The following is an 18,395-nucleotide window of genomic DNA, read 5'->3' as shown; positions in this document are numbered from 1 at the left end:
TCCCTTTTCGAATGAGCTTTTATTATGCAACAACCTGTAGTTCGCGTTGGCGAGTGGCTTGTTACTCCGTCCATAAACCAAATTAGTCGCAATGGGCGTCAACTTACCCTTGAGCCGAGACTAATCGATCTTCTGGTTTTCTTTGCTCAACACAGTGGCGAAGTACTTAGCAGAGATGAACTTATCGATAATGTCTGGAAGAGAAGTATTGTTACCAATCACGTTGTTACGCAGAGTATCTCAGAACTGCGTAAGTCATTAAAAGATAATGATGAAGATAGTCTTGTCTATATCGCTACTGTACCAAAGCGCGGTTATAAATTAATGGTGCCAGTTATCTGGTACAGCGAAGAGGAGGGAGAAGAAATAATGCAATCTTCGCCTCCCCCTATACCAGAGGCGATTCCTGACACAGATTCCCCTTCCCACAGTCTTAACATTCAAAACACCGCAACGCCACCTGAACAATCCCCAGTTAAAAGCAAACGATTCACTACCTTTTGGGTATGGTTTTTTTTCCTGTTGTCGTTAGGTATCTGTGTAGCACTGGTGGCGTTTTCCAGTCTTGAAACGCGTCTTCCTATGAGTAAATCGCGGATTTTGCTCAATCCACGCGATATTGACATTAATATGGTGAATAAGAGTTGTAACAGTTGGACTTCCCCGTATCAGCTCTCTTACGCGATAGGCGTGGGTGATTTGGTGGCTACGTCACTTAATACCTTCTCCACTTTTATGGTTCATGACAAAATCAACTACAACATTGATGAACCGAGCAGTTCCGGTAAAACATTATCTATTGCGTTTGTTAATCAGCGCCAATACCGCGCTCAACAGTGCTTTATGTCGGTAAAATTGGTAGACAATGCAGATGGTTCGACCATGCTGGATAAACGTTATGTCATCACTAACGGTAATCAGCTGGCGATTCAAAATGATTTACTGGAGAGTTTGTCAAAAGCGTTAAATCAACCGTGGCCACAACGAATGCAGGAGATGCTCCAACAAATTTTGCCTCATCGTGGTGCGTTATTAACTAATTTTTATCAGGCACATGATTATTTAATGCATGGTGATGATAAATCATTGAACCGTGCCAGTGAGTTATTAGGTGAGATAGTTCAATCATCTCCTGAATTTACCTATGCGAGAGCAGAGAAAGCATTAGTTGATATAGTACGTCATTCTCAGCATCCTTTAGATGAAAAACAATTAGCAGCACTGAACACAGAAATTGATAACATTGCTACACTGCCAGGAATGAATAATCTGGCCATTCTCTATCAAATAAAAGCGGTCAGTGCTCTGGCAAAAGGAAAAACAGACGAATCTTACCAGGCGATAAATACTGGCATTGACCTTGAAATGTCCTGGTTAAATTATGTGTTGCTTGGCAAAGTTTATGAGATGAAGGGGATGAACCGAGAAGCTGCTGATGCATATCTCACCGCCTTTAATTTACGCCCAGGAGCAAACACCCTTTACTGGATTGAAAATGGCATATTCCAGACTTCTGTTTCTTATGTTGTTCCTTATCTCGACAAATTTCTCGCTTCAGAATAAACGAATCCTGGGTTGATTCATTCGCGGGGATTTTTAGCGTTAAACGCTTGTATATTTATTGACACAACATGTTGCAGCAATTTATTTGCTGCATAATTTTTATTACATAAATTTAACCGGAAACTTTCTCGTAATTCATTGTAAATATTGAATGTTTATCTTTTCATGATATCAACTTGCGATTCTGATCTGTTAATGAAGAGCTAAAATCCTCACTGACATAAACTTTTGTATTATTTCACCTAATCTTTAGGATTAATCTTTTTTTTTGAGTAGTCTTGTCGCCAGTTTGGTCTGGTCAGTAAATAGTTATACATCATGACCCGGACTCCAAATTCTAAAATGAAATTAGGAGAAGAGCATGAGTTCTGCCAAGAAGATTGGGCTATTTGCCTGTACCGGTGTTGTTGCCGGTAATATGATGGGGAGCGGTATTGCATTATTACCCGCGAACCTTGCAAGTATCGGTGGTATTGCTATCTGGGGTTGGATCATCTCTATTATTGGTGCAATGTCGCTGGCTTATGTATATGCCCGACTGGCAACAAAGAACCCGCAACAAGGTGGCCCAATTGCTTATGCTGGAGAAATTTCCCCTGCATTTGGTTTTCAGACAGGTGTTCTTTATTACCATGCTAACTGGATTGGTAACCTGGCGATTGGTATTACCGCTGTATCTTATCTTTCCACCTTCTTCCCAGTATTAAATGATCCTGTTCCGGCGGGTATCGCCTGTATTGCTATCGTCTGGGTATTTACCTTTGTAAATATGCTCGGCGGTACCTGGGTAAGCCGTTTAACCACTATTGGCCTGGTGCTGGTTCTTATTCCTGTGGTTATGACTGCTATTGTTGGCTGGCATTGGTTTGATGCTGCAACTTATGCAGCTAACTGGAATACTGCGGGTACCACTGATGGTCATGCGATCATTAAAAGTATTCTGCTCTGCCTGTGGGCCTTCGTGGGTGTTGAATCCGCAGCTGTAAGTACTGGTATGGTTAAAAACCCGAAACGTACCGTTCCACTGGCAACCATGCTGGGTACTGGTTTAGCAGGTATTGTTTACATTGCTGCGACTCAGGTGCTTTCCGGTATGTATCCGTCTTCTGTAATGGCAGCTTCCGGTGCTCCGTTTGCAATCAGTGCTTCTACTATCCTGGGTAACTGGGCTGCGCCGATGGTTTCTGCATTCACCGCCTTTGCGTGCCTGACTTCCCTGGGTTCCTGGATGATGCTGGTAGGCCAGGCAGGTGTACGTGCCGCTAACGACGGTAACTTCCCGAAAGTTTATGGTGAAGTCGACAGCAACGGTATTCCGAAAAAAGGTCTGCTGCTGGCTGCAGTGAAAATGACTGCCCTGATGATCCTCATCACTCTGATGAACTCTGCTGGTGGTAAAGCATCTGACCTGTTCGGTGAACTGACCGGTATCGCAGTACTGCTGACTATGCTGCCGTACTTCTACTCTTGCGTTGACCTGATTCGTTTTGAAGGCGTTAACATCCGCAACTTTGTCAGCCTGATCTGCTCTGTACTGGGTTGCGTGTTCTGCTTCATCGCTCTGATGGGCGCAAGCTCCTTCGAGCTGGCAGGTACCTTCATCGTCAGCCTGATTATCCTGATGTTCTACGCTCGCAAAATGCACGAGCGCCAGAGCCACTCAATGGATAACCACACAGCATCTAACGCACATTAATTAAAAGTATTTTCCGAGGCTCCTCCTTTCATTTTGTCCCATGTGTTGGGAGGGGCCTTTTTTACCTGGAGATATGACTATGAACGTTATTGCAATATTGAATCACATGGGGGTTTATTTTAAAGAAGAACCCATCCGTGAACTTCATCGCGCGCTTGAACGTCTGAACTTCCAGATTGTTTACCCGAACGACCGTGACGACTTATTAAAACTGATCGAAAACAATGCGCGTCTGTGCGGTGTTATTTTTGACTGGGATAAATATAATCTCGAGTTGTGCGAAGAAATTAGCAAAATGAACGAGAACCTGCCGTTGTACGCGTTCGCTAATACATATTCCACACTCGATGTAAGCCTGAACGATCTGCGTTTACAGATTAGCTTCTTTGAATATGCGCTGGGTGCTGCTGATGATATTGCTAACAAGATCAAGCAGACCACTGACGAATATATCAACACTATTCTGCCTCCGCTGACCAAAGCGCTGTTTAAATATGTTCGTGAAGGTAAATATACTTTCTGTACTCCTGGTCACATGGGCGGTACTGCATTCCAGAAAAGCCCGGTAGGTAGCCTGTTCTATGATTTCTTTGGTCCGAACACCATGAAATCTGATATTTCCATTTCAGTATCTGAACTGGGTTCCCTGCTGGATCACAGCGGTCCACACAAAGAAGCAGAACAGTATATCGCTCGCGTCTTTAACGCAGACCGCAGCTACATGGTGACCAACGGTACTTCCACTGCGAACAAAATTGTTGGTATGTACTCTGCTCCGGCAGGCAGCACCATTCTGATTGACCGTAACTGCCACAAATCGCTGACCCATCTGATGATGATGAGCGATGTTACGCCAATCTATTTCCGCCCGACCCGTAACGCTTACGGTATTCTTGGCGGTATCCCACAGAGTGAATTCCAGCACGCAACCATTGCTAAGCGCGTTAAAGAAACACCAAACGCAACCTGGCCGGTACATGCCGTAATTACCAACTCTACCTATGATGGTCTGCTGTACAACACCGACTTCATCAAGAAAACGCTGGATGTGAAATCCATCCACTTTGACTCTGCGTGGGTGCCTTACACCAACTTCTCACCGATTTACGAAGGTAAATGCGGTATGAGCGGTGGCCGTGTAGAAGGGAAAGTGATTTACGAAACCCAGTCCACTCACAAACTGCTGGCGGCGTTCTCTCAGGCTTCCATGATCCACGTTAAAGGTGACGTAAACGAAGAAACCTTTAACGAAGCCTATATGATGCACACCACCACCTCTCCGCACTACGGTATCGTGGCGTCCACTGAAACCGCTGCGGCGATGATGAAAGGCAATGCAGGTAAACGTCTGATCAACGGTTCCATTGAACGTGCAATCAAATTCCGTAAAGAGATCAAACGTCTGAGAACGGAATCTGATGGCTGGTTCTTTGATGTATGGCAGCCGGATCATATCGATACCACTGAATGCTGGCCGCTGCGTTCTGACAGCACCTGGCACGGCTTCAAAAACATCGATAACGAGCACATGTATCTTGACCCGATCAAAGTCACTCTGCTGACTCCGGGGATGGAAAAAGACGGCACCATGAGCGACTTCGGTATTCCGGCCAGCATCGTGGCGAAATACCTCGACGAACATGGCATCATTGTTGAGAAAACCGGTCCGTATAACCTGCTGTTCCTGTTCAGCATCGGTATCGATAAGACCAAAGCACTGAGCCTGCTGCGTGCTCTGACTGACTTCAAACGTGCGTTCGACCTGAACCTGCGTGTGAAAAACATGCTGCCGTCTCTGTATCGTGAAGATCCTGAATTCTATGAAAACATGCGTATTCAGGAACTGGCTCAGAATATCCACAAACTGATTGTTCACCACAATCTGCCGGATCTGATGTATCGCGCATTTGAAGTGCTGCCGACAATGGTAATGACTCCGTATGCTGCGTTCCAGAAAGAGCTGAACGGTATGACCGAAGAAGTTTACCTCGACGAAATGGTAGGTCGTATTAACGCCAATATGATCCTTCCGTATCCGCCGGGAGTTCCTCTGGTAATGCCGGGTGAAATGATCACCGAAGAAAGCCGTCCGGTTCTGGAGTTCCTGCAGATGCTGTGTGAAATCGGCGCTCACTATCCGGGCTTTGAAACCGATATTCACGGTGCATACCGTCAGGCTGATGGCCGCTATACCGTTAAGGTATTGAAAGAAGAAAGCAAAAAATAATTAGCTAGTACAAGGGAAGTGGCTTGCCACTTCCCTTTTTTGCTCATAAGGAGAACACATGAAAACACCCTCACAGCCGCGCGCGATATACTATATCGTGGCGATCCAGATCTGGGAGTACTTCAGTTTTTACGGCATGCGTGCCTTACTCATTCTCTATCTCACCCATCAGCTTGGTTTTGATGATAACCATGCCATCAGCCTGTTCAGCGCATACGCTTCTTTGGTTTACGTTACCCCTATTCTCGGCGGCTGGCTTGCCGACCGCCTGCTCGGCAACCGCACTGCGGTGATTGCCGGCGCGCTGTTAATGACCCTTGGCCATGTGGTGCTGGGCATTGATACAAACTCAACCTTTAGCCTGTATCTGGCGCTGGCAATCATTATTTGTGGCTACGGTTTATTCAAATCAAACATCAGCTGTTTGCTTGGCGAGCTCTACGACGAGAACGATCATCGACGTGATGGCGGTTTTTCGCTGCTGTATGCCGCGGGCAATATTGGCTCTATCGCAGCCCCCATCGCCTGCGGCCTGGCTGCTCAGTGGTATGGATGGCATGTTGGCTTTGCCCTTGCGGGTGGCGGGATGTTTATCGGTTTGTTGATTTTCTTAAGTGGTCATCGTCATTTCCAGTCCACGCGTAGTATGGATAAAAAAGCGCTCACTCGCGTGAAATTTGCCTTACCGGTATGGAGCTGGTTAGTGGTGATGCTCTGTTTAGCCCCAGTATTTTTTACCCTGCTGCTGGAGAACGACTGGTCCGGATATTTGCTGGCGATTGTTTGCCTTATTGCTGCACAAATCATTGCCCGCATGATGATCAAATTCCCAGAACACCGCCGTGCTCTTTGGCAAATTGTATTATTGATGTTTGTCGGGACGTTGTTCTGGGTACTGGCACAACAGGGCGGCAGTACCATCAGCTTGTTTATCGATCGCTTTGTGAATCGTCAGGCATTCAATATTGAAGTACCTACTGCGCTATTCCAGTCGGTGAATGCAATTGCGGTGATGCTCGCTGGGGTTGTACTTGCCTGGCTGGCGTCGCCAGAAAGCCACGGCAACTCAACATTGCGCGTCTGGTTGAAGTTTGCCTTTGGCTTACTGCTGATGGCATGTGGCTTTATGTTGCTGGCATTTGATGCCCGACATGCAGCGGCTGGCGGTCAAGCGTCAATGGGTGTGATGATATCCGGGCTGGCGCTAATGGGCTTTGCCGAACTCTTTATTGACCCGGTGGCGATTGCGCAAATCACGCGTCTGAAAATGTCTGGCGTATTAACCGGTATTTATATGCTGGCAACAGGCGCGGTCGCCAACTGGCTGGCAGGCGTAGTGGCACAACAGACAACAGAGTCGCAAATTAGCGGTATGGCAATTGCAGCTTACCAGCGATTCTTTTCCCAGATGGGAGAGTGGACGTTGGCTTGTGTCGCGATCATCGTGGTACTGGCCTTTGCTACCCGATTTCTGTTTAGCACGCCGACTAATATGATACAGGAAAGCAACGATTAACTTTTGTAAAAACAATTAGTTATGAATAAATTCACTTTCAGTTAATCACACTAGCAAATCAAGATTAATAAGATATTTAAACCATTTTTATGATGATTTATTAGTGATATCAACTTGAGGTAAGCGTTGGTTTAGATAAGATAAACTGAGTTATTAATAGTCGAGGCAGATAATACAGTGTACCGATCTGTCTCTTTATCTACGCTAAATTGAAAGCTGGATTAAGAGGAACCAAAATGTCTGAACGAGAAACACAGGGAGCCGATGAGGCTATTGATTTTAACGATGAAATGAGAAATCGTCGCGAAAAACTGGCAGCACTGCGTCAGCAAGGTGTGGCGTTTCCCAATGATTTTCGCCGCAACCATACCTCTGACCAGTTGCACGAAGAGTTTGATGCGAAGGATAACCAGGAACTGGAATCCTTAAACATTGAAGTCTCGGTTGCTGGCAGAATGATGACCCGTCGTATCATGGGGAAAGCCTCCTTTGTAACATTGCAGGATGTAGGTGGCCGTATTCAACTGTACGTTGCACGAGATAGCCTGCCAGAAGGTGTTTATAACGATCAGTTTAAAAAATGGGACCTGGGTGACATTATCGGTGCCCGCGGTACGCTGTTTAAGACGCAAACTGGTGAGCTTTCCATTCACTGTACTGAGTTACGCCTGCTGACTAAAGCACTACGTCCTTTACCAGATAAATTCCATGGTCTGCAGGATCAGGAAGTCCGTTATCGTCAACGTTATCTGGACCTCATCGCTAACGATAAATCCCGTCAAACGTTTGTTGTCCGTTCAAAAATTCTGGCCGCTATCCGCCAGTTCATGGTTGCGCGCGGCTTTATGGAAGTAGAAACCCCGATGATGCAGGTAATTCCAGGTGGGGCATCTGCTCGCCCGTTTATTACCCATCATAATGCTCTGGATTTAGATATGTATCTGCGTATCGCGCCGGAGCTGTATCTGAAACGTTTGGTTGTAGGTGGTTTTGAACGGGTATTCGAAATCAACCGTAACTTCCGTAATGAAGGTATTTCTGTTCGTCATAATCCTGAGTTCACGATGATGGAACTCTACATGGCGTATGCGGATTACCACGATTTGATTGAACTGACAGAGTCACTGTTCCGTACCCTGGCACAAGAGGTACTGGGTACCACTAAAGTCACTTATGGCGAGCATGTGTTTGATTTCGGCAAACCGTTTGAAAAACTCACCATGCGCGAAGCAATCAAAAAATATCGTCCAGAAACCGATATGGCCGACCTGGATAATTTTGATGCCGCTAAAGCATTAGCTGAATCTATCGGTATTACGGTAGAGAAAAGCTGGGGGCTGGGACGTATTGTCACGGAGATCTTTGATGAAGTGGCAGAAGCACATCTGATTCAGCCAACCTTTATTACTGAGTATCCGGCAGAAGTGTCACCGCTGGCGCGCCGTAACGATGTTAACCCGGAAATCACCGACCGTTTTGAATTCTTCATCGGTGGTCGTGAAATCGGTAATGGTTTTAGCGAATTAAACGACGCAGAAGATCAGGCTGAACGTTTCCAGGAACAGGTTAACGCCAAAGCTGCAGGTGACGACGAAGCGATGTTCTACGACGAAGATTACGTGACTGCGCTGGAATATGGTCTGCCGCCAACCGCAGGTCTGGGTATTGGTATCGACCGAATGATTATGCTGTTTACTAACAGTCATACTATTCGCGACGTTATTCTCTTCCCGGCGATGCGTCCACAGAAATAAGTTTCACTTTAATGAACGAAGCAGCCAGGCGACTGCTTCGTTCGTCGTTCCGCAAATCAAATTTTGAGGAGAGACGCTTCGTTTCAAGATAACCAGCGGATCCACTCAACCACAGCTCCTAAAAGAGAGAAAAAAGTAATGCCACAGGCAGACTCATTGGCCAGGTTATTCCCACCAGGAATGCACTAAGTAAACGAATATGTGTTTTCTCATGTGAGATAAACCAGATAATGACAAAGGATATGTTCACACCAATCACATAAAAAATTAATATTTTAGAGAATAGTGTCATTTTGAATATCTTCTTATCCCTTCCATCTATTTGTAAAACTGACGGAAATAGTCATCAACTATCATAATGTTGAGGTCAAAATCAATATCTGGCAAGTCTAAGCATTTGATCCTGATTAAATCTTCAATTTCACTTGCGGCTAATGATGTCGTTATTGCGAAAGAATTCTCATTCAATTGTCGTGGTATTCCATATTCATCAGCCACTATAGAGGAGAAGTTCATATCATGCATCAATGATCTTAACCTTAAGAAAACTGAGGAATAAGATGATGGATAATCAAAAGAAACGACATAAGTATTGAACTTTTTTTTACCTTCCATAATAAGACTCCTATCAATATTAAATGCCCTGGGGATGCAAAGTTTATTAACCCTGATTGATGATTCTCATATAGTAGATATTCTTTTTTTTTTGCTCACTAAAGGGGATGACTTGGGACAAGAAAACGCTCTCTCTGACCATTCTTTGTGCATCCCCCTACCTTTCAGATACTCCCCTGCATCGCATTACGGAGAGCATGAAAAATATCGTTACTCATCAACTGCGAATATCATCATACTCACGCGTTTTATCAAATTCGTGTTTCGCAAATGGGCACAGTGGGATAATTTTTCGTTTTTCCCGGCGCATTTTTTCCACGACTTTCGCAACCAGCTGTTTACCAATCCCTTGCCCTTTCAGGCTTTCATCAACATCGGTATGTTCGATAATCGCTAAATTCTCTCCAGTCGGCACAAAGACAATTTCAGCGATTTGCTTACCCTGCTCGTCATTGATGTAAAATTTATTGTGGCCTTCACGTATTTCCATTTTTCCCTCGCTTATTTATGACGGTATTTCAGCGCGCCGCTCGGGCACGTATCAATCACTTTCACTACAGTGGCGACGTCCACTTCATCCGGCATGATCCACGGCTTACGTTTGAGATTAAATAACTTGCCGTTGCCACGTACGCAATTGCCAGAATGCTGACATATTGCAGTGTTGAACCAGACATCGATCTTTTCGCCGGTATAGCAGCGATAACCACCGTTCAGTAAATCCTGATCCATGACCTTCCCTCTCTCATCAGTATGGTTTTCGCAATAAGCATAGCCCGGAATCTTCATACAGCACCGGCAGTTTCAGTTTCCAGAGCCTCTCCCCCTATATAGCCAATTATTCTTACTCCCTTTGAATTACCCGCCTCATCAGAGATAATGCTTAAGAAATTTGTCACACAAGGAAGCTGATGAGACATTCATTGCCCTACCGCAAGTTACGCAAACGTCCGATGAAATTGAGTACCACAGTGATCTTAATGGTCAGCGCGGTGCTGTTCTCGGTGCTGTTGGTGGTGCATCTGATTTACTTCTCGCAAATCAGTGACATGACGCGTGACGGACTGGCCAACAAGGCGCTGGCGGTGGCGCGTACCCTTGCCGATTCGCCAGAAATCCGTCAGGGCTTGCAGAAAAAACCGCAGGACAGCGGGATCCAGGCCATCGCGGAAGCTGTGCGCAAACGTAACGATCTGCTGTTTATTGTCGTTACCGATATGCAAAGTCTTCGCTACTCGCATCCTGAAGCCCAGCGTATTGGTCAGCCATTTAAAGGTGATGACATCCTTAAAGCGCTGAATGGCGAAGAAAATGTCGCTATCAATCGCGGCTTTCTGGCGCAGGCTTTACGCGTATTTACCCCCATCTATGATGAGAATAATAAACAGATTGGCGTGGTGGCGATCGGCCTTGAGTTAAGCCGCGTGACCAAACAGATCAATGACAGTCGCTGGAGCATTATCTGGTCGGTGTTATTTGGCATGCTGGTCGGCCTCATCGGCACCTGCATTCTGGTTAAGGTGCTGAAAAAAATGCTTTTCGGCCTGGAACCCTACGAAATATCCACACTGTTTGAGCAACGCCAGGCCATGTTGCAGTCAATAAAAGAAGGCGTCGTTGCCGTGGACGAGCGCGGCGAAGTCACGCTAATCAACGATGCCGCGCAGGAGTTGCTTAACTACCACAAATCGCAGGATGACGAGAATCTCTCCACGCTAAGTCAGGCATGGTCACAGGTGGTGGATGTCTCGGAAGTGTTACGCGACGGTACGCCGCGCCGCGACGAAGAGATTACCGTCAAAGATCGGCTATTGCTGATCAACACCGTTCCGGTGCGCAGTAATGGCGTTATCATCGGTGCCATTTCTACCTTCAGGGATAAAACTGAAGTACGTAAACTGATGCAGCGACTGGATGGTCTGGTCAACTATGCTGACGCACTTCGTGAACGATCCCACGAATTTATGAATAAATTGCACGTGATTCTCGGATTATTGCATCTGAAGAGTTATAAGCAGTTGGAAGATTACATTCTCAAAACAGCCAATAACTATCAGGAAGAGATTGGCTCTCTGTTGGGCAAGATCAAATCGCCGGTTATTGCTGGTTTTTTAATCAGCAAGATTAACCGCGCGACCGATTTAGGCCATACGCTGATTTTAAACAGCGAAAGCCAGTTGCCCGACAGCGGCAGTGAAGACCAGGTCGCGACGCTGATTACCACGTTGGGAAATCTGATAGAAAACGCGCTGGAGGCATTAGGGCCGGAACCCGGAGGCGAAATTAGCGTAACATTGCACTACCGTCACGGCTGGCTGCACTGTGAAGTTAACGATGATGGACCGGGGATCGCCCCCGACAAAATCGCTCACATTTTTGACAAAGGTGTCTCAACAAAAGGAAGCGAACGAGGCGTCGGTTTAGCTCTTGTCAAACAACAGGTAGAAAATCTCGACGGCAGTATCGCCGTAGAATCGGAACCCGGGATTTTCACACAATTTTTTGTCCAGATACCCTGGGACGGGGAGAAGTCGAGCAAATGATCAATGTATTAATTATCGATGACGACGCAATGGTGGCGGAGCTGAATCGCCGATACGTGGCGCAGATCCCGGGCTTTCAATGCTGCGGAACGGCCTCGACACTGGAAAAAGCCAAAGAGATAATTTTCAACAGCGACACGTCTATTGACCTGATATTGCTCGATATCTATATGCAGAAAGAGAACGGGCTCGATTTACTTCCGGTACTGCATAACGCTCGCTGCAAAAGCGATGTGATAGTCATCTCTTCCGCCGCCGATGCCGCGACGATTAAAGATTCGCTGCATTACGGCGTTGTTGATTACCTGATAAAACCCTTCCAGGCATCACGCTTTGAAGAGGCACTCACCGGCTGGCGACAAAAGAAAATGGCGCTGGAAAAACATCAGTATTATGACCAGGCCGAGCTGGACCAGCTAATCCACGGCAGCAGCTCCAACGAGCAGGATCCTCGTCGCTTGCCAAAAGGCTTAACGCCGCAGACGTTACGCACGCTGTGCCAGTGGATTGACGCGCATCAGGACTATGAGTTTTCAACCGACGAGTTGGCCAACGAGGTGAACATCTCGCGCGTTTCCTGCCGCAAGTACCTGATCTGGCTGGTCAACTGCCACATCTTATTTACCAGCATCCATTATGGCGTCACGGGTCGTCCGGTTTACCGTTACCGTATTCAAGCGGAACATTACTCATTGCTGAAACAATATTGCCAATAACGCACCATTGGTTATCCGCAAGTAACAGTTATTGCAGTAATGCAAAAGAGCACTGGCACAAGTTACATCGTCCATCAGTAAAACTTGTGCCAGATCAAATATAATTATCCCCTTCTCATTTCATCGATTTAATATTCTTTAGGATAAATAGTGTTTTTAGTTTCAAAACGCTAACAAAAGTTAATTAACTATTATGTCACCCGCATTATGTGTATTTTTACCCATAAATAGGTATATCAGAATAATCTATAACCGCCATTAGAACAAAAAATATACCAATACATATCAATAAGATAGTAGAAAACAAACTATTAACATCTGCGCAGCACAAACTATAACCCCATCGCCAGAGAGTATTTTTCTCTGAAAAAGTCGCTTATCACAGTGTATTAATTTATTGCTGCCTGAATCAGCCAATATTCACTGTGAAGTAATTACTCAGGCCAGTAACGACCAAAAGGATATTAGTCAGGCTCTGAAAAAAATTCATACAAACAGAACGAGACTGCGTTCTATTCAGTAGAAATTTAAATGGGATTATCGCGAGGGTTCACAAATGTTATTTACTATCCAACTTATCATAATATTGATATGTCTGTTCTATGGCGCCAGAAAGGGCGGTATCGCGCTAGGTTTATTAGGCGGTATCGGCCTCGTCATTCTGGTATTCGTCTTCCATCTTCAGCCAGGTAAACCACCGGTTGATGTTATGCTGGTTATCATCGCGGTGGTGGCGGCATCGGCCACGTTGCAAGCCTCGGGCGGCCTTGACGTCATGCTGCAAATTGCCGAGAAACTGCTGCGTCGCAATCCGAAATATGTTTCCATCGTCGCGCCATTTATCACCTGTACGCTGACCATTCTTTGCGGTACAGGTCACGTGGTTTACACCATCCTGCCAATCATCTACGACGTGGCAATTAAGAACAATATCCGTCCGGAACGTCCGATGGCGGCAAGTTCTATCGGTGCACAGATGGGGATTATCGCCAGTCCGGTGTCGGTTGCGGTAGTATCACTGGTCGCGATGTTGGGTAACGTTACCTTTGATGGTCGTCACCTTGAGTTCCTCGACCTGCTGGCAATCACCATTCCATCGACGTTACTCGGTATCCTGGCGATCGGTATTTTCAGTTGGTTCCGCGGTAAAGATCTGGATAAAGACGAAGAGTTCCAGAAATTCATCTCCGTACCGGAAAACCGTGAGTACGTTTACGGTGACACCGCGACGCTGCTGGATAAAAAACTGCCGAAAAGCAACTGGCTGGCAATGTGGATCTTCCTCGGGGCAATCGCCGTGGTCGCACTTCTCGGTGCTGATTCGGACCTGCGTCCGTCCTTCGGCGGCAAACCGCTGTCGATGGTCTTGGTTATTCAGATGTTTATGCTGCTAACCGGCGCACTGATTATTATCCTGACCAAAACCAATCCCGCGTCTATCTCAAAAAACGAAGTCTTCCGTTCCGGTATGATCGCCATCGTGGCGGTGTACGGTATCGCATGGATGGCAGAAACCATGTTCGGGGCGCATATGTCTGAAATTCAGGGCGTACTGGGCGAAATGGTGAAAGAGTATCCGTGGGCCTATGCCATTGTTCTGCTGCTGGTTTCCAAGTTTGTAAACTCCCAGGCCGCGGCGCTGGCGGCGATTGTTCCTGTCGCACTGGCGATTGGCGTTGACCCGGCTTACATCGTGGCTTCAGCACCGGCTTGCTACGGTTATTATATCCTGCCGACCTATCCGAGCGATCTGGCAGCGATTCAGTTTGACCGTTCCGGCACCACCCACATCGGTCGCTTCGTCATCAACCACAGCTTTATTCTGCCAGGGTTGATTGGCGTGAGCGTATCTTGCGTCTTTGGCTGGGTCTTCGCCGCGATGTACGGGTTCTTATAAATGCACTTTGCGTGCCGCCCGTCGCTGTGCGGCACGCCATTTTCGTATAACAAATACAGAGTTACAGGCTGGAAGCTATGTCAAACAAACCATTTATCTACCAGGCGCCTTTCCCGATGGGGAAAGACAACACCGAATACTATCTGCTCACTTCCGATTACGTTAGCGTTGCCGAATTCAATGGCGAAACCATCCTGAAAGTGGAACCAGAAGCCCTGACCCTGCTGGCGCAGCAAGCCTTCCACGACGCGTCTTTCATGCTCCGCCCGGCACACCAGAAACAGGTTGCTTCTATTCTTCACGACCCAGAAGCCAGCGAGAACGATAAATACGTGGCGCTGCAATTCTTGAGAAACTCCGAAATCGCCGCCAAAGGCGTGCTACCGACCTGCCAGGATACCGGCACCGCGATCATTGTTGGTAAAAAAGGTCAGCGCGTATGGACCGGCGGTGGTGATGAAGAAGCGCTGTCGAAAGGCGTCTATAACACCTATATCGAAGATAACCTGCGCTATTCACAGAACGCGCCGCTGGACATGTACAAAGAGGTCAACACTGGCACTAACCTGCCTGCGCAAATCGACCTGTACGCGGTAGATGGCGACGAATACAAATTCCTTTGCGTTGCGAAAGGCGGCGGCTCTGCCAACAAAACGTATCTCTATCAGGAAACTAAAGCCCTGCTGACTCCGGGTAAACTGAAAAACTTCCTCGTCGAGAAAATGCGCACCCTCGGTACTGCAGCCTGCCCGCCGTACCATATCGCGTTTGTGATTGGCGGCACCTCTGCGGAAACCAACCTGAAAACTGTCAAGTTAGCAAGCGCTCACTATTACGATAAACTGCCGACCGAAGGGAACGAACACGGTCAGGCGTTCCGCGATGTCCAGCTGGAACAGGAACTGCTGGAAGAAGCCCAGAAACTCGGCCTCGGCGCGCAATTTGGCGGTAAATATTTTGCTCACGATATCCGCGTAATCCGCCTGCCGCGCCACGGCGCATCCTGCCCGGTGGGTATGGGCGTTTCCTGCTCCGCTGACCGTAACATCAAAGCGAAAATTAACCGCGAAGGTATCTGGATCGAAAAACTGGAACACAACCCAGGCCAATACATTCCGGAAGAACTGCGCCAGGCGGGTGAAGGCGAAGCGGTGAAAGTAGACCTTAACCGCCCGATGAAAGAGATTCTCGCCCAGCTTTCGCAATATCCGGTTTCCACTCGTTTGTCCCTCACCGGCACCATTATTGTTGGTCGCGATATTGCACACGCCAAGCTGAAAGAGCTGATTGACGCCGGTAAAGAACTGCCGCAGTACATCAAAGATCACCCGATCTACTACGCGGGTCCGGCGAAAACCCCTGCCGGTTATCCATCAGGTTCACTTGGCCCAACCACCGCAGGTCGTATGGACTCCTACGTGGATCTGCTGCAATCCCACGGCGGCAGCATGATCATGCTGGCGAAAGGTAACCGCAGTCAGCAGGTTACCGACGCGTGTCATAAACACGGCGGCTTCTACCTCGGTAGCATCGGTGGTCCGGCGGCGGTACTGGCGCAGCAGAGCATCAAGCATCTGGAATGTGTCGCTTATCCGGAACTGGGTATGGAAGCAATCTGGAAAATCGAAGTAGAAGATTTCCCGGCGTTTATCCTGGTCGATGACAAAGGCAACGACTTCTTCCAGCAGATCGTCAACAAACAGTGCGCGAACTGCACTAAGTAACCTCTTCGGCCCGGCGCCTGGCGGCATGCTGCCAGGTGATCCCCCCGGGCCACCTCTTCTGCGGTTGTAATTTCACGCTTGCTGGTGAATAGTCAGTATTTTCCCTGACTTGCGAGCTCACCATGACCCGCACACTTAAGCCGTTAATTCTTAACACCGGCGCACTGGCGCTAACGTTAATCCTGATTTATACCGGCATTTCGGCCCATGACAAACTCACCTGGTTGATGGAAGTAACACCAGTGATTATCGTCGTGCCGCTACTGCTTGCCACCGCCAGACGTTACCCGTTAACGCCGCTGCTCTATACGCTCATTTTCTTTCACGCCATCATCCTGATGGTCGGCGGGCAGTACACCTACGCGAAAGTCCCCATCGGTTTTGAGGTGCAGGAATGGTTAGGGTTGAGCCGTAATCCGTATGACAAGCTGGGGCATTTTTTCCAGGGGCTGGTGCCTGCACTGGTGGCACGAGAAATTCTCGTGCGCGGGATGTACGTGCGCGGACGTAAAATGTTGGCGTTCCTGGTCTGCTGCGTAGCGCTGGCGATAAGCGCCATGTATGAGTTGATCGAGTGGTGGGCGGCACTGGCGATGGGCCAGGGAGCGGATGATTTTCTCGGTACGCAGGGCGACCAGTGGGACACGCAATCCGATATGTTCTGTGCGTTGCTTGGCGCATTAACGACAGTGATATTGCTCGCTCGTCTTCACTGTCGCCAGTTACGGCGCTATGGCTTAATCACCAGAGCGCCGGACGCTATTACACCTTAGCGGTGCAACCAGCCAGGTAGCCAGTCGCCGTGAGCGGTAATCAGATCGTCAACCAGGGCATAAATTTCGTCAATGCCCAGCACGGCGGCGGTGTGCGGGTCCATCATTGCGGCGTGGTAAACACGGTCACGATTTTCGGTGAGAATGGCTTCGGTCAGCAGCGTCTGTACGTTGATGTTGGTTTGCATCAGGGCAGCCAGATGCGAAGGCAGTGCACCAACTTTGGTTGGCTGAATACCATTGGCGTCAACCAGACAGGCCACTTCCACACAGCATCCTTGCGGCAGGTTATCAATCAAACCATCGTTACGGACGTTGCCGTAAATCACACTCGGTTCACCGGTCCAGATAGCGTTCATAATCGTGCTGGCATATTCCCGCGACGGTTTAATATCAATCCGGGAGGCGTTCTTATACTCCTCCAGCTCTTTATGCCAGTTCGCCAACTGTTCAACACAGCGTTTCGGGTACTCATCCAGCGGCACTTTATAACGCTCAATCAAATCCTCACGACCTGGCTTAATAAACCACGGCGTATATTCGGCAAAATGTTCTGACGACTCCGTGACGAAGTAGCCCAGCTTTTTGAACATTTCATAGCGCACAATATTCTGGCAGCGAGTATTACCATGAATATTCGGTTTCGGTGCCTGGCCTGCGTCATACGCTGCCAGCAGTTCCGGGTAGAGATTCACGTAACTGCCGTCTGCGGTTTTGCGCTCCAGCTCCAGGTAGAACGCCATATGGTTGATACCAGCGCAACGATAACGCAGCGTGGACGGATCGATATTCAGGTCGCGGGCCAGCTCTTCCGCCGTTCCCTGCACCGAGTGGCACAGCCCCACCTGTTTGATATGCGGATAGCGGGCATACATCGCCCAGGTATTCATCGCCATCGGGTTTACGTAATTGAGCATGGTGGCATCGGGGCAAACTTCCGTCATGTCCTCGCAAATCTGCCACAGATGTGGAATGGTACGTAGCGCACGCATAATGCCGCCCGGCCCCAGCGTATCGGCAATGGTTTGTTCCAGACCGTGGCGCTTACAGACCTCAAAATCAGTCACTGTGCAGGGTTCATAACCGCCAATCTGAAACGCCACCACGACAAAATCGGCGTCCTGTAAGGCTTCTTTCTGTTCGCTGTGACAGGTGATTTTGCCGCTGGCCCCTGCTGAATCCATCAACTTGCGCACCACAATGTGCGACTCTTCCAGGCGGGTGGGATCAATGTCCATCAGAGCGATATGCGCCGTTTTCAGCGCCTCACGATGAAACACATCACCAAGAATATTTTTAACGAAAATTGTCGAGCCAGCGCCGATAAATGTAATTTTGGGTGCAGACATCATTCAGATCTCCAGGCTTGCT

General features: G+C 47.9%; 15 protein-coding genes. 10 read left to right on the top strand and 5 right to left on the bottom strand.

Annotated features, from left to right (window positions below):
* Nucleotides 1-24: 24 nt before the first annotated feature.
* The 5 genes from cadC (at nt 25) to lysS (ending at nt 8,756) form a co-directional block, all read left to right on the top strand.
* Nucleotides 25-1,563 (top strand): lysine decarboxylation/transport transcriptional activator CadC, encoded by a 1,539-nt coding sequence (cadC, locus tag FEM44_RS12495; protein ID WP_135523571.1) that lies wholly within the window; start codon nt 25-27, stop codon nt 1,561-1,563.
* A 361-nt stretch (nt 1,564-1,924) separates the two neighbouring features.
* Complete coding sequence (cadB, locus tag FEM44_RS12490) at nt 1,925-3,259, top strand: cadaverine/lysine antiporter (RefSeq protein ID WP_135523570.1); 1,335 nt, start codon at nt 1,925-1,927, stop codon at nt 3,257-3,259.
* A 79-nt stretch (nt 3,260-3,338) separates the two neighbouring features.
* The gene (gene cadA, locus FEM44_RS12485) at nt 3,339-5,486 is read left to right on the top strand and encodes a lysine decarboxylase CadA (RefSeq protein WP_135523569.1); all 2,148 of its coding nucleotides are present in this window, start codon (nt 3,339-3,341) and stop codon (nt 5,484-5,486) included.
* A gap of 58 nt (nt 5,487-5,544) precedes the next feature.
* Entirely contained in the window at nt 5,545-7,002 is a 1,458-nt protein-coding gene (gene dtpC / locus FEM44_RS12480; protein ID WP_135523568.1) for a dipeptide/tripeptide permease DtpC, read from the top strand.
* Nucleotides 7,003-7,238: 236 nt separating this feature from the next.
* The gene (lysS, locus tag FEM44_RS12475; protein ID WP_135523567.1) at nt 7,239-8,756 is read left to right on the top strand and encodes a lysine--tRNA ligase; all 1,518 of its coding nucleotides are present in this window, start codon (nt 7,239-7,241) and stop codon (nt 8,754-8,756) included.
* Nucleotides 8,757-8,874: 118 nt separating this feature from the next.
* Here lysS and ghoT read toward each other — a convergent pair whose 3' ends face one another.
* The 4 genes from ghoT to yjdI form a co-directional block, all read right to left on the bottom strand.
* A complete protein-coding gene (gene ghoT, locus FEM44_RS12470; RefSeq protein WP_064525730.1) occupies nt 8,875-9,048 on the bottom strand; it encodes a type V toxin-antitoxin system toxin GhoT in 174 nt (57 codons plus the stop codon).
* Nucleotides 9,049-9,074: 26 nt separating this feature from the next.
* Complete coding sequence (ghoS, locus tag FEM44_RS12465; RefSeq protein WP_130205929.1) at nt 9,075-9,371, bottom strand: type V toxin-antitoxin system endoribonuclease antitoxin GhoS; 297 nt, start codon at nt 9,369-9,371, stop codon at nt 9,075-9,077.
* Nucleotides 9,372-9,588: 217 nt separating this feature from the next.
* On the bottom strand, nt 9,589-9,861 hold the full coding sequence (locus FEM44_RS12460) for a GNAT family N-acetyltransferase (protein ID WP_000405647.1): 273 nt from the start codon (nt 9,859-9,861) through the stop codon (nt 9,589-9,591).
* An 11-nt stretch (nt 9,862-9,872) separates the two neighbouring features.
* The gene (yjdI, locus tag FEM44_RS12455; RefSeq protein ID WP_135523566.1) at nt 9,873-10,103 is read right to left on the bottom strand and encodes a 4Fe-4S mono-cluster protein YjdI; all 231 of its coding nucleotides are present in this window, start codon (nt 10,101-10,103) and stop codon (nt 9,873-9,875) included.
* A 179-nt stretch (nt 10,104-10,282) separates the two neighbouring features.
* Between yjdI and FEM44_RS12450 the strand changes: the two genes are divergently transcribed.
* The 5 genes from FEM44_RS12450 to FEM44_RS12430 all read left to right on the top strand — a co-directional run bounded on the left by FEM44_RS12450 (nt 10,283) and on the right by FEM44_RS12430 (nt 17,024).
* A complete protein-coding gene (locus FEM44_RS12450; protein ID WP_135523565.1) occupies nt 10,283-11,914 on the top strand; it encodes a sensor histidine kinase in 1,632 nt (543 codons plus the stop codon).
* The gene (gene dcuR, locus FEM44_RS12445; RefSeq protein WP_073511157.1) at nt 11,911-12,630 is read left to right on the top strand and encodes a two-component system response regulator DcuR; all 720 of its coding nucleotides are present in this window, start codon (nt 11,911-11,913) and stop codon (nt 12,628-12,630) included. The genes FEM44_RS12450 and dcuR overlap by 4 nt, the downstream gene beginning before the upstream one ends.
* Before the next feature lie 556 nt (nt 12,631-13,186).
* Nucleotides 13,187-14,527 carry an anaerobic C4-dicarboxylate transporter DcuB gene (gene dcuB / locus FEM44_RS12440; protein WP_135523564.1) on the top strand — a complete coding sequence of 447 codons (1,341 nt, stop codon included), beginning with the start codon at nt 13,187-13,189 and terminating at the stop codon, nt 14,525-14,527.
* A 77-nt stretch (nt 14,528-14,604) separates the two neighbouring features.
* Complete coding sequence (gene fumB, locus FEM44_RS12435) at nt 14,605-16,251, top strand: class I fumarate hydratase (RefSeq protein WP_135523563.1); 1,647 nt, start codon at nt 14,605-14,607, stop codon at nt 16,249-16,251.
* 122 nt (nt 16,252-16,373) lie between these two features.
* A complete protein-coding gene (locus tag FEM44_RS12430; protein ID WP_135523562.1) occupies nt 16,374-17,024 on the top strand; it encodes a DUF2238 domain-containing protein in 651 nt (216 codons plus the stop codon).
* Here FEM44_RS12430 and melA read toward each other — a convergent pair.
* Entirely contained in the window at nt 17,021-18,376 is a 1,356-nt protein-coding gene (gene melA / locus FEM44_RS12425) for an alpha-galactosidase (protein WP_135523561.1), read from the bottom strand. The two genes, FEM44_RS12430 and melA, sit on opposite strands and share 4 nt — an antisense overlap.
* Nucleotides 18,377-18,395 lie beyond the last annotated feature (19 nt).

This window comes from Escherichia sp. E4742 (genome assembly GCF_005843885.1).
Lineage (GTDB): Bacteria > Pseudomonadota > Gammaproteobacteria > Enterobacterales > Enterobacteriaceae > Escherichia.
Note: the sequence above shows the minus strand (reverse complement) of the source record. Positions and strands in the feature narration are given on the sequence as shown.

Excerpts from the sequence above, each read along its gene's own strand:
- cadC (WP_135523571.1), top strand. The coding sequence starts at position 25 with ATGCAACAACCTGTAGTTCGCGTTGGCGAGTGGCTTGTTACTCCGTCC.
- cadB (WP_135523570.1), top strand. The coding sequence starts at position 1,925 with ATGAGTTCTGCCAAGAAGATTGGGCTATTTGCCTGTACCGGTGTTGTT.
- cadA (WP_135523569.1), top strand. The coding sequence starts at position 3,339 with ATGAACGTTATTGCAATATTGAATCACATGGGGGTTTATTTTAAAGAA.
- dtpC (WP_135523568.1), top strand. The coding sequence starts at position 5,545 with ATGAAAACACCCTCACAGCCGCGCGCGATATACTATATCGTGGCGATC.
- lysS (WP_135523567.1), top strand. The coding sequence starts at position 7,239 with ATGTCTGAACGAGAAACACAGGGAGCCGATGAGGCTATTGATTTTAAC.
- ghoT (WP_064525730.1), bottom strand. The coding sequence starts at position 9,048 with ATGACACTATTCTCTAAAATATTAATTTTTTATGTGATTGGTGTGAAC.
- ghoS (WP_130205929.1), bottom strand. The coding sequence starts at position 9,371 with ATGGAAGGTAAAAAAAAGTTCAATACTTATGTCGTTTCTTTTGATTAT.
- FEM44_RS12460 (WP_000405647.1), bottom strand. The coding sequence starts at position 9,861 with ATGGAAATACGTGAAGGCCACAATAAATTTTACATCAATGACGAGCAG.
- yjdI (WP_135523566.1), bottom strand. The coding sequence starts at position 10,103 with ATGGATCAGGATTTACTGAACGGTGGTTATCGCTGCTATACCGGCGAA.
- FEM44_RS12450 (WP_135523565.1), top strand. The coding sequence starts at position 10,283 with ATGAGACATTCATTGCCCTACCGCAAGTTACGCAAACGTCCGATGAAA.
- dcuR (WP_073511157.1), top strand. The coding sequence starts at position 11,911 with ATGATCAATGTATTAATTATCGATGACGACGCAATGGTGGCGGAGCTG.
- dcuB (WP_135523564.1), top strand. The coding sequence starts at position 13,187 with ATGTTATTTACTATCCAACTTATCATAATATTGATATGTCTGTTCTAT.
- fumB (WP_135523563.1), top strand. The coding sequence starts at position 14,605 with ATGTCAAACAAACCATTTATCTACCAGGCGCCTTTCCCGATGGGGAAA.
- FEM44_RS12430 (WP_135523562.1), top strand. The coding sequence starts at position 16,374 with ATGACCCGCACACTTAAGCCGTTAATTCTTAACACCGGCGCACTGGCG.
- melA (WP_135523561.1), bottom strand. The coding sequence starts at position 18,376 with ATGATGTCTGCACCCAAAATTACATTTATCGGCGCTGGCTCGACAATT.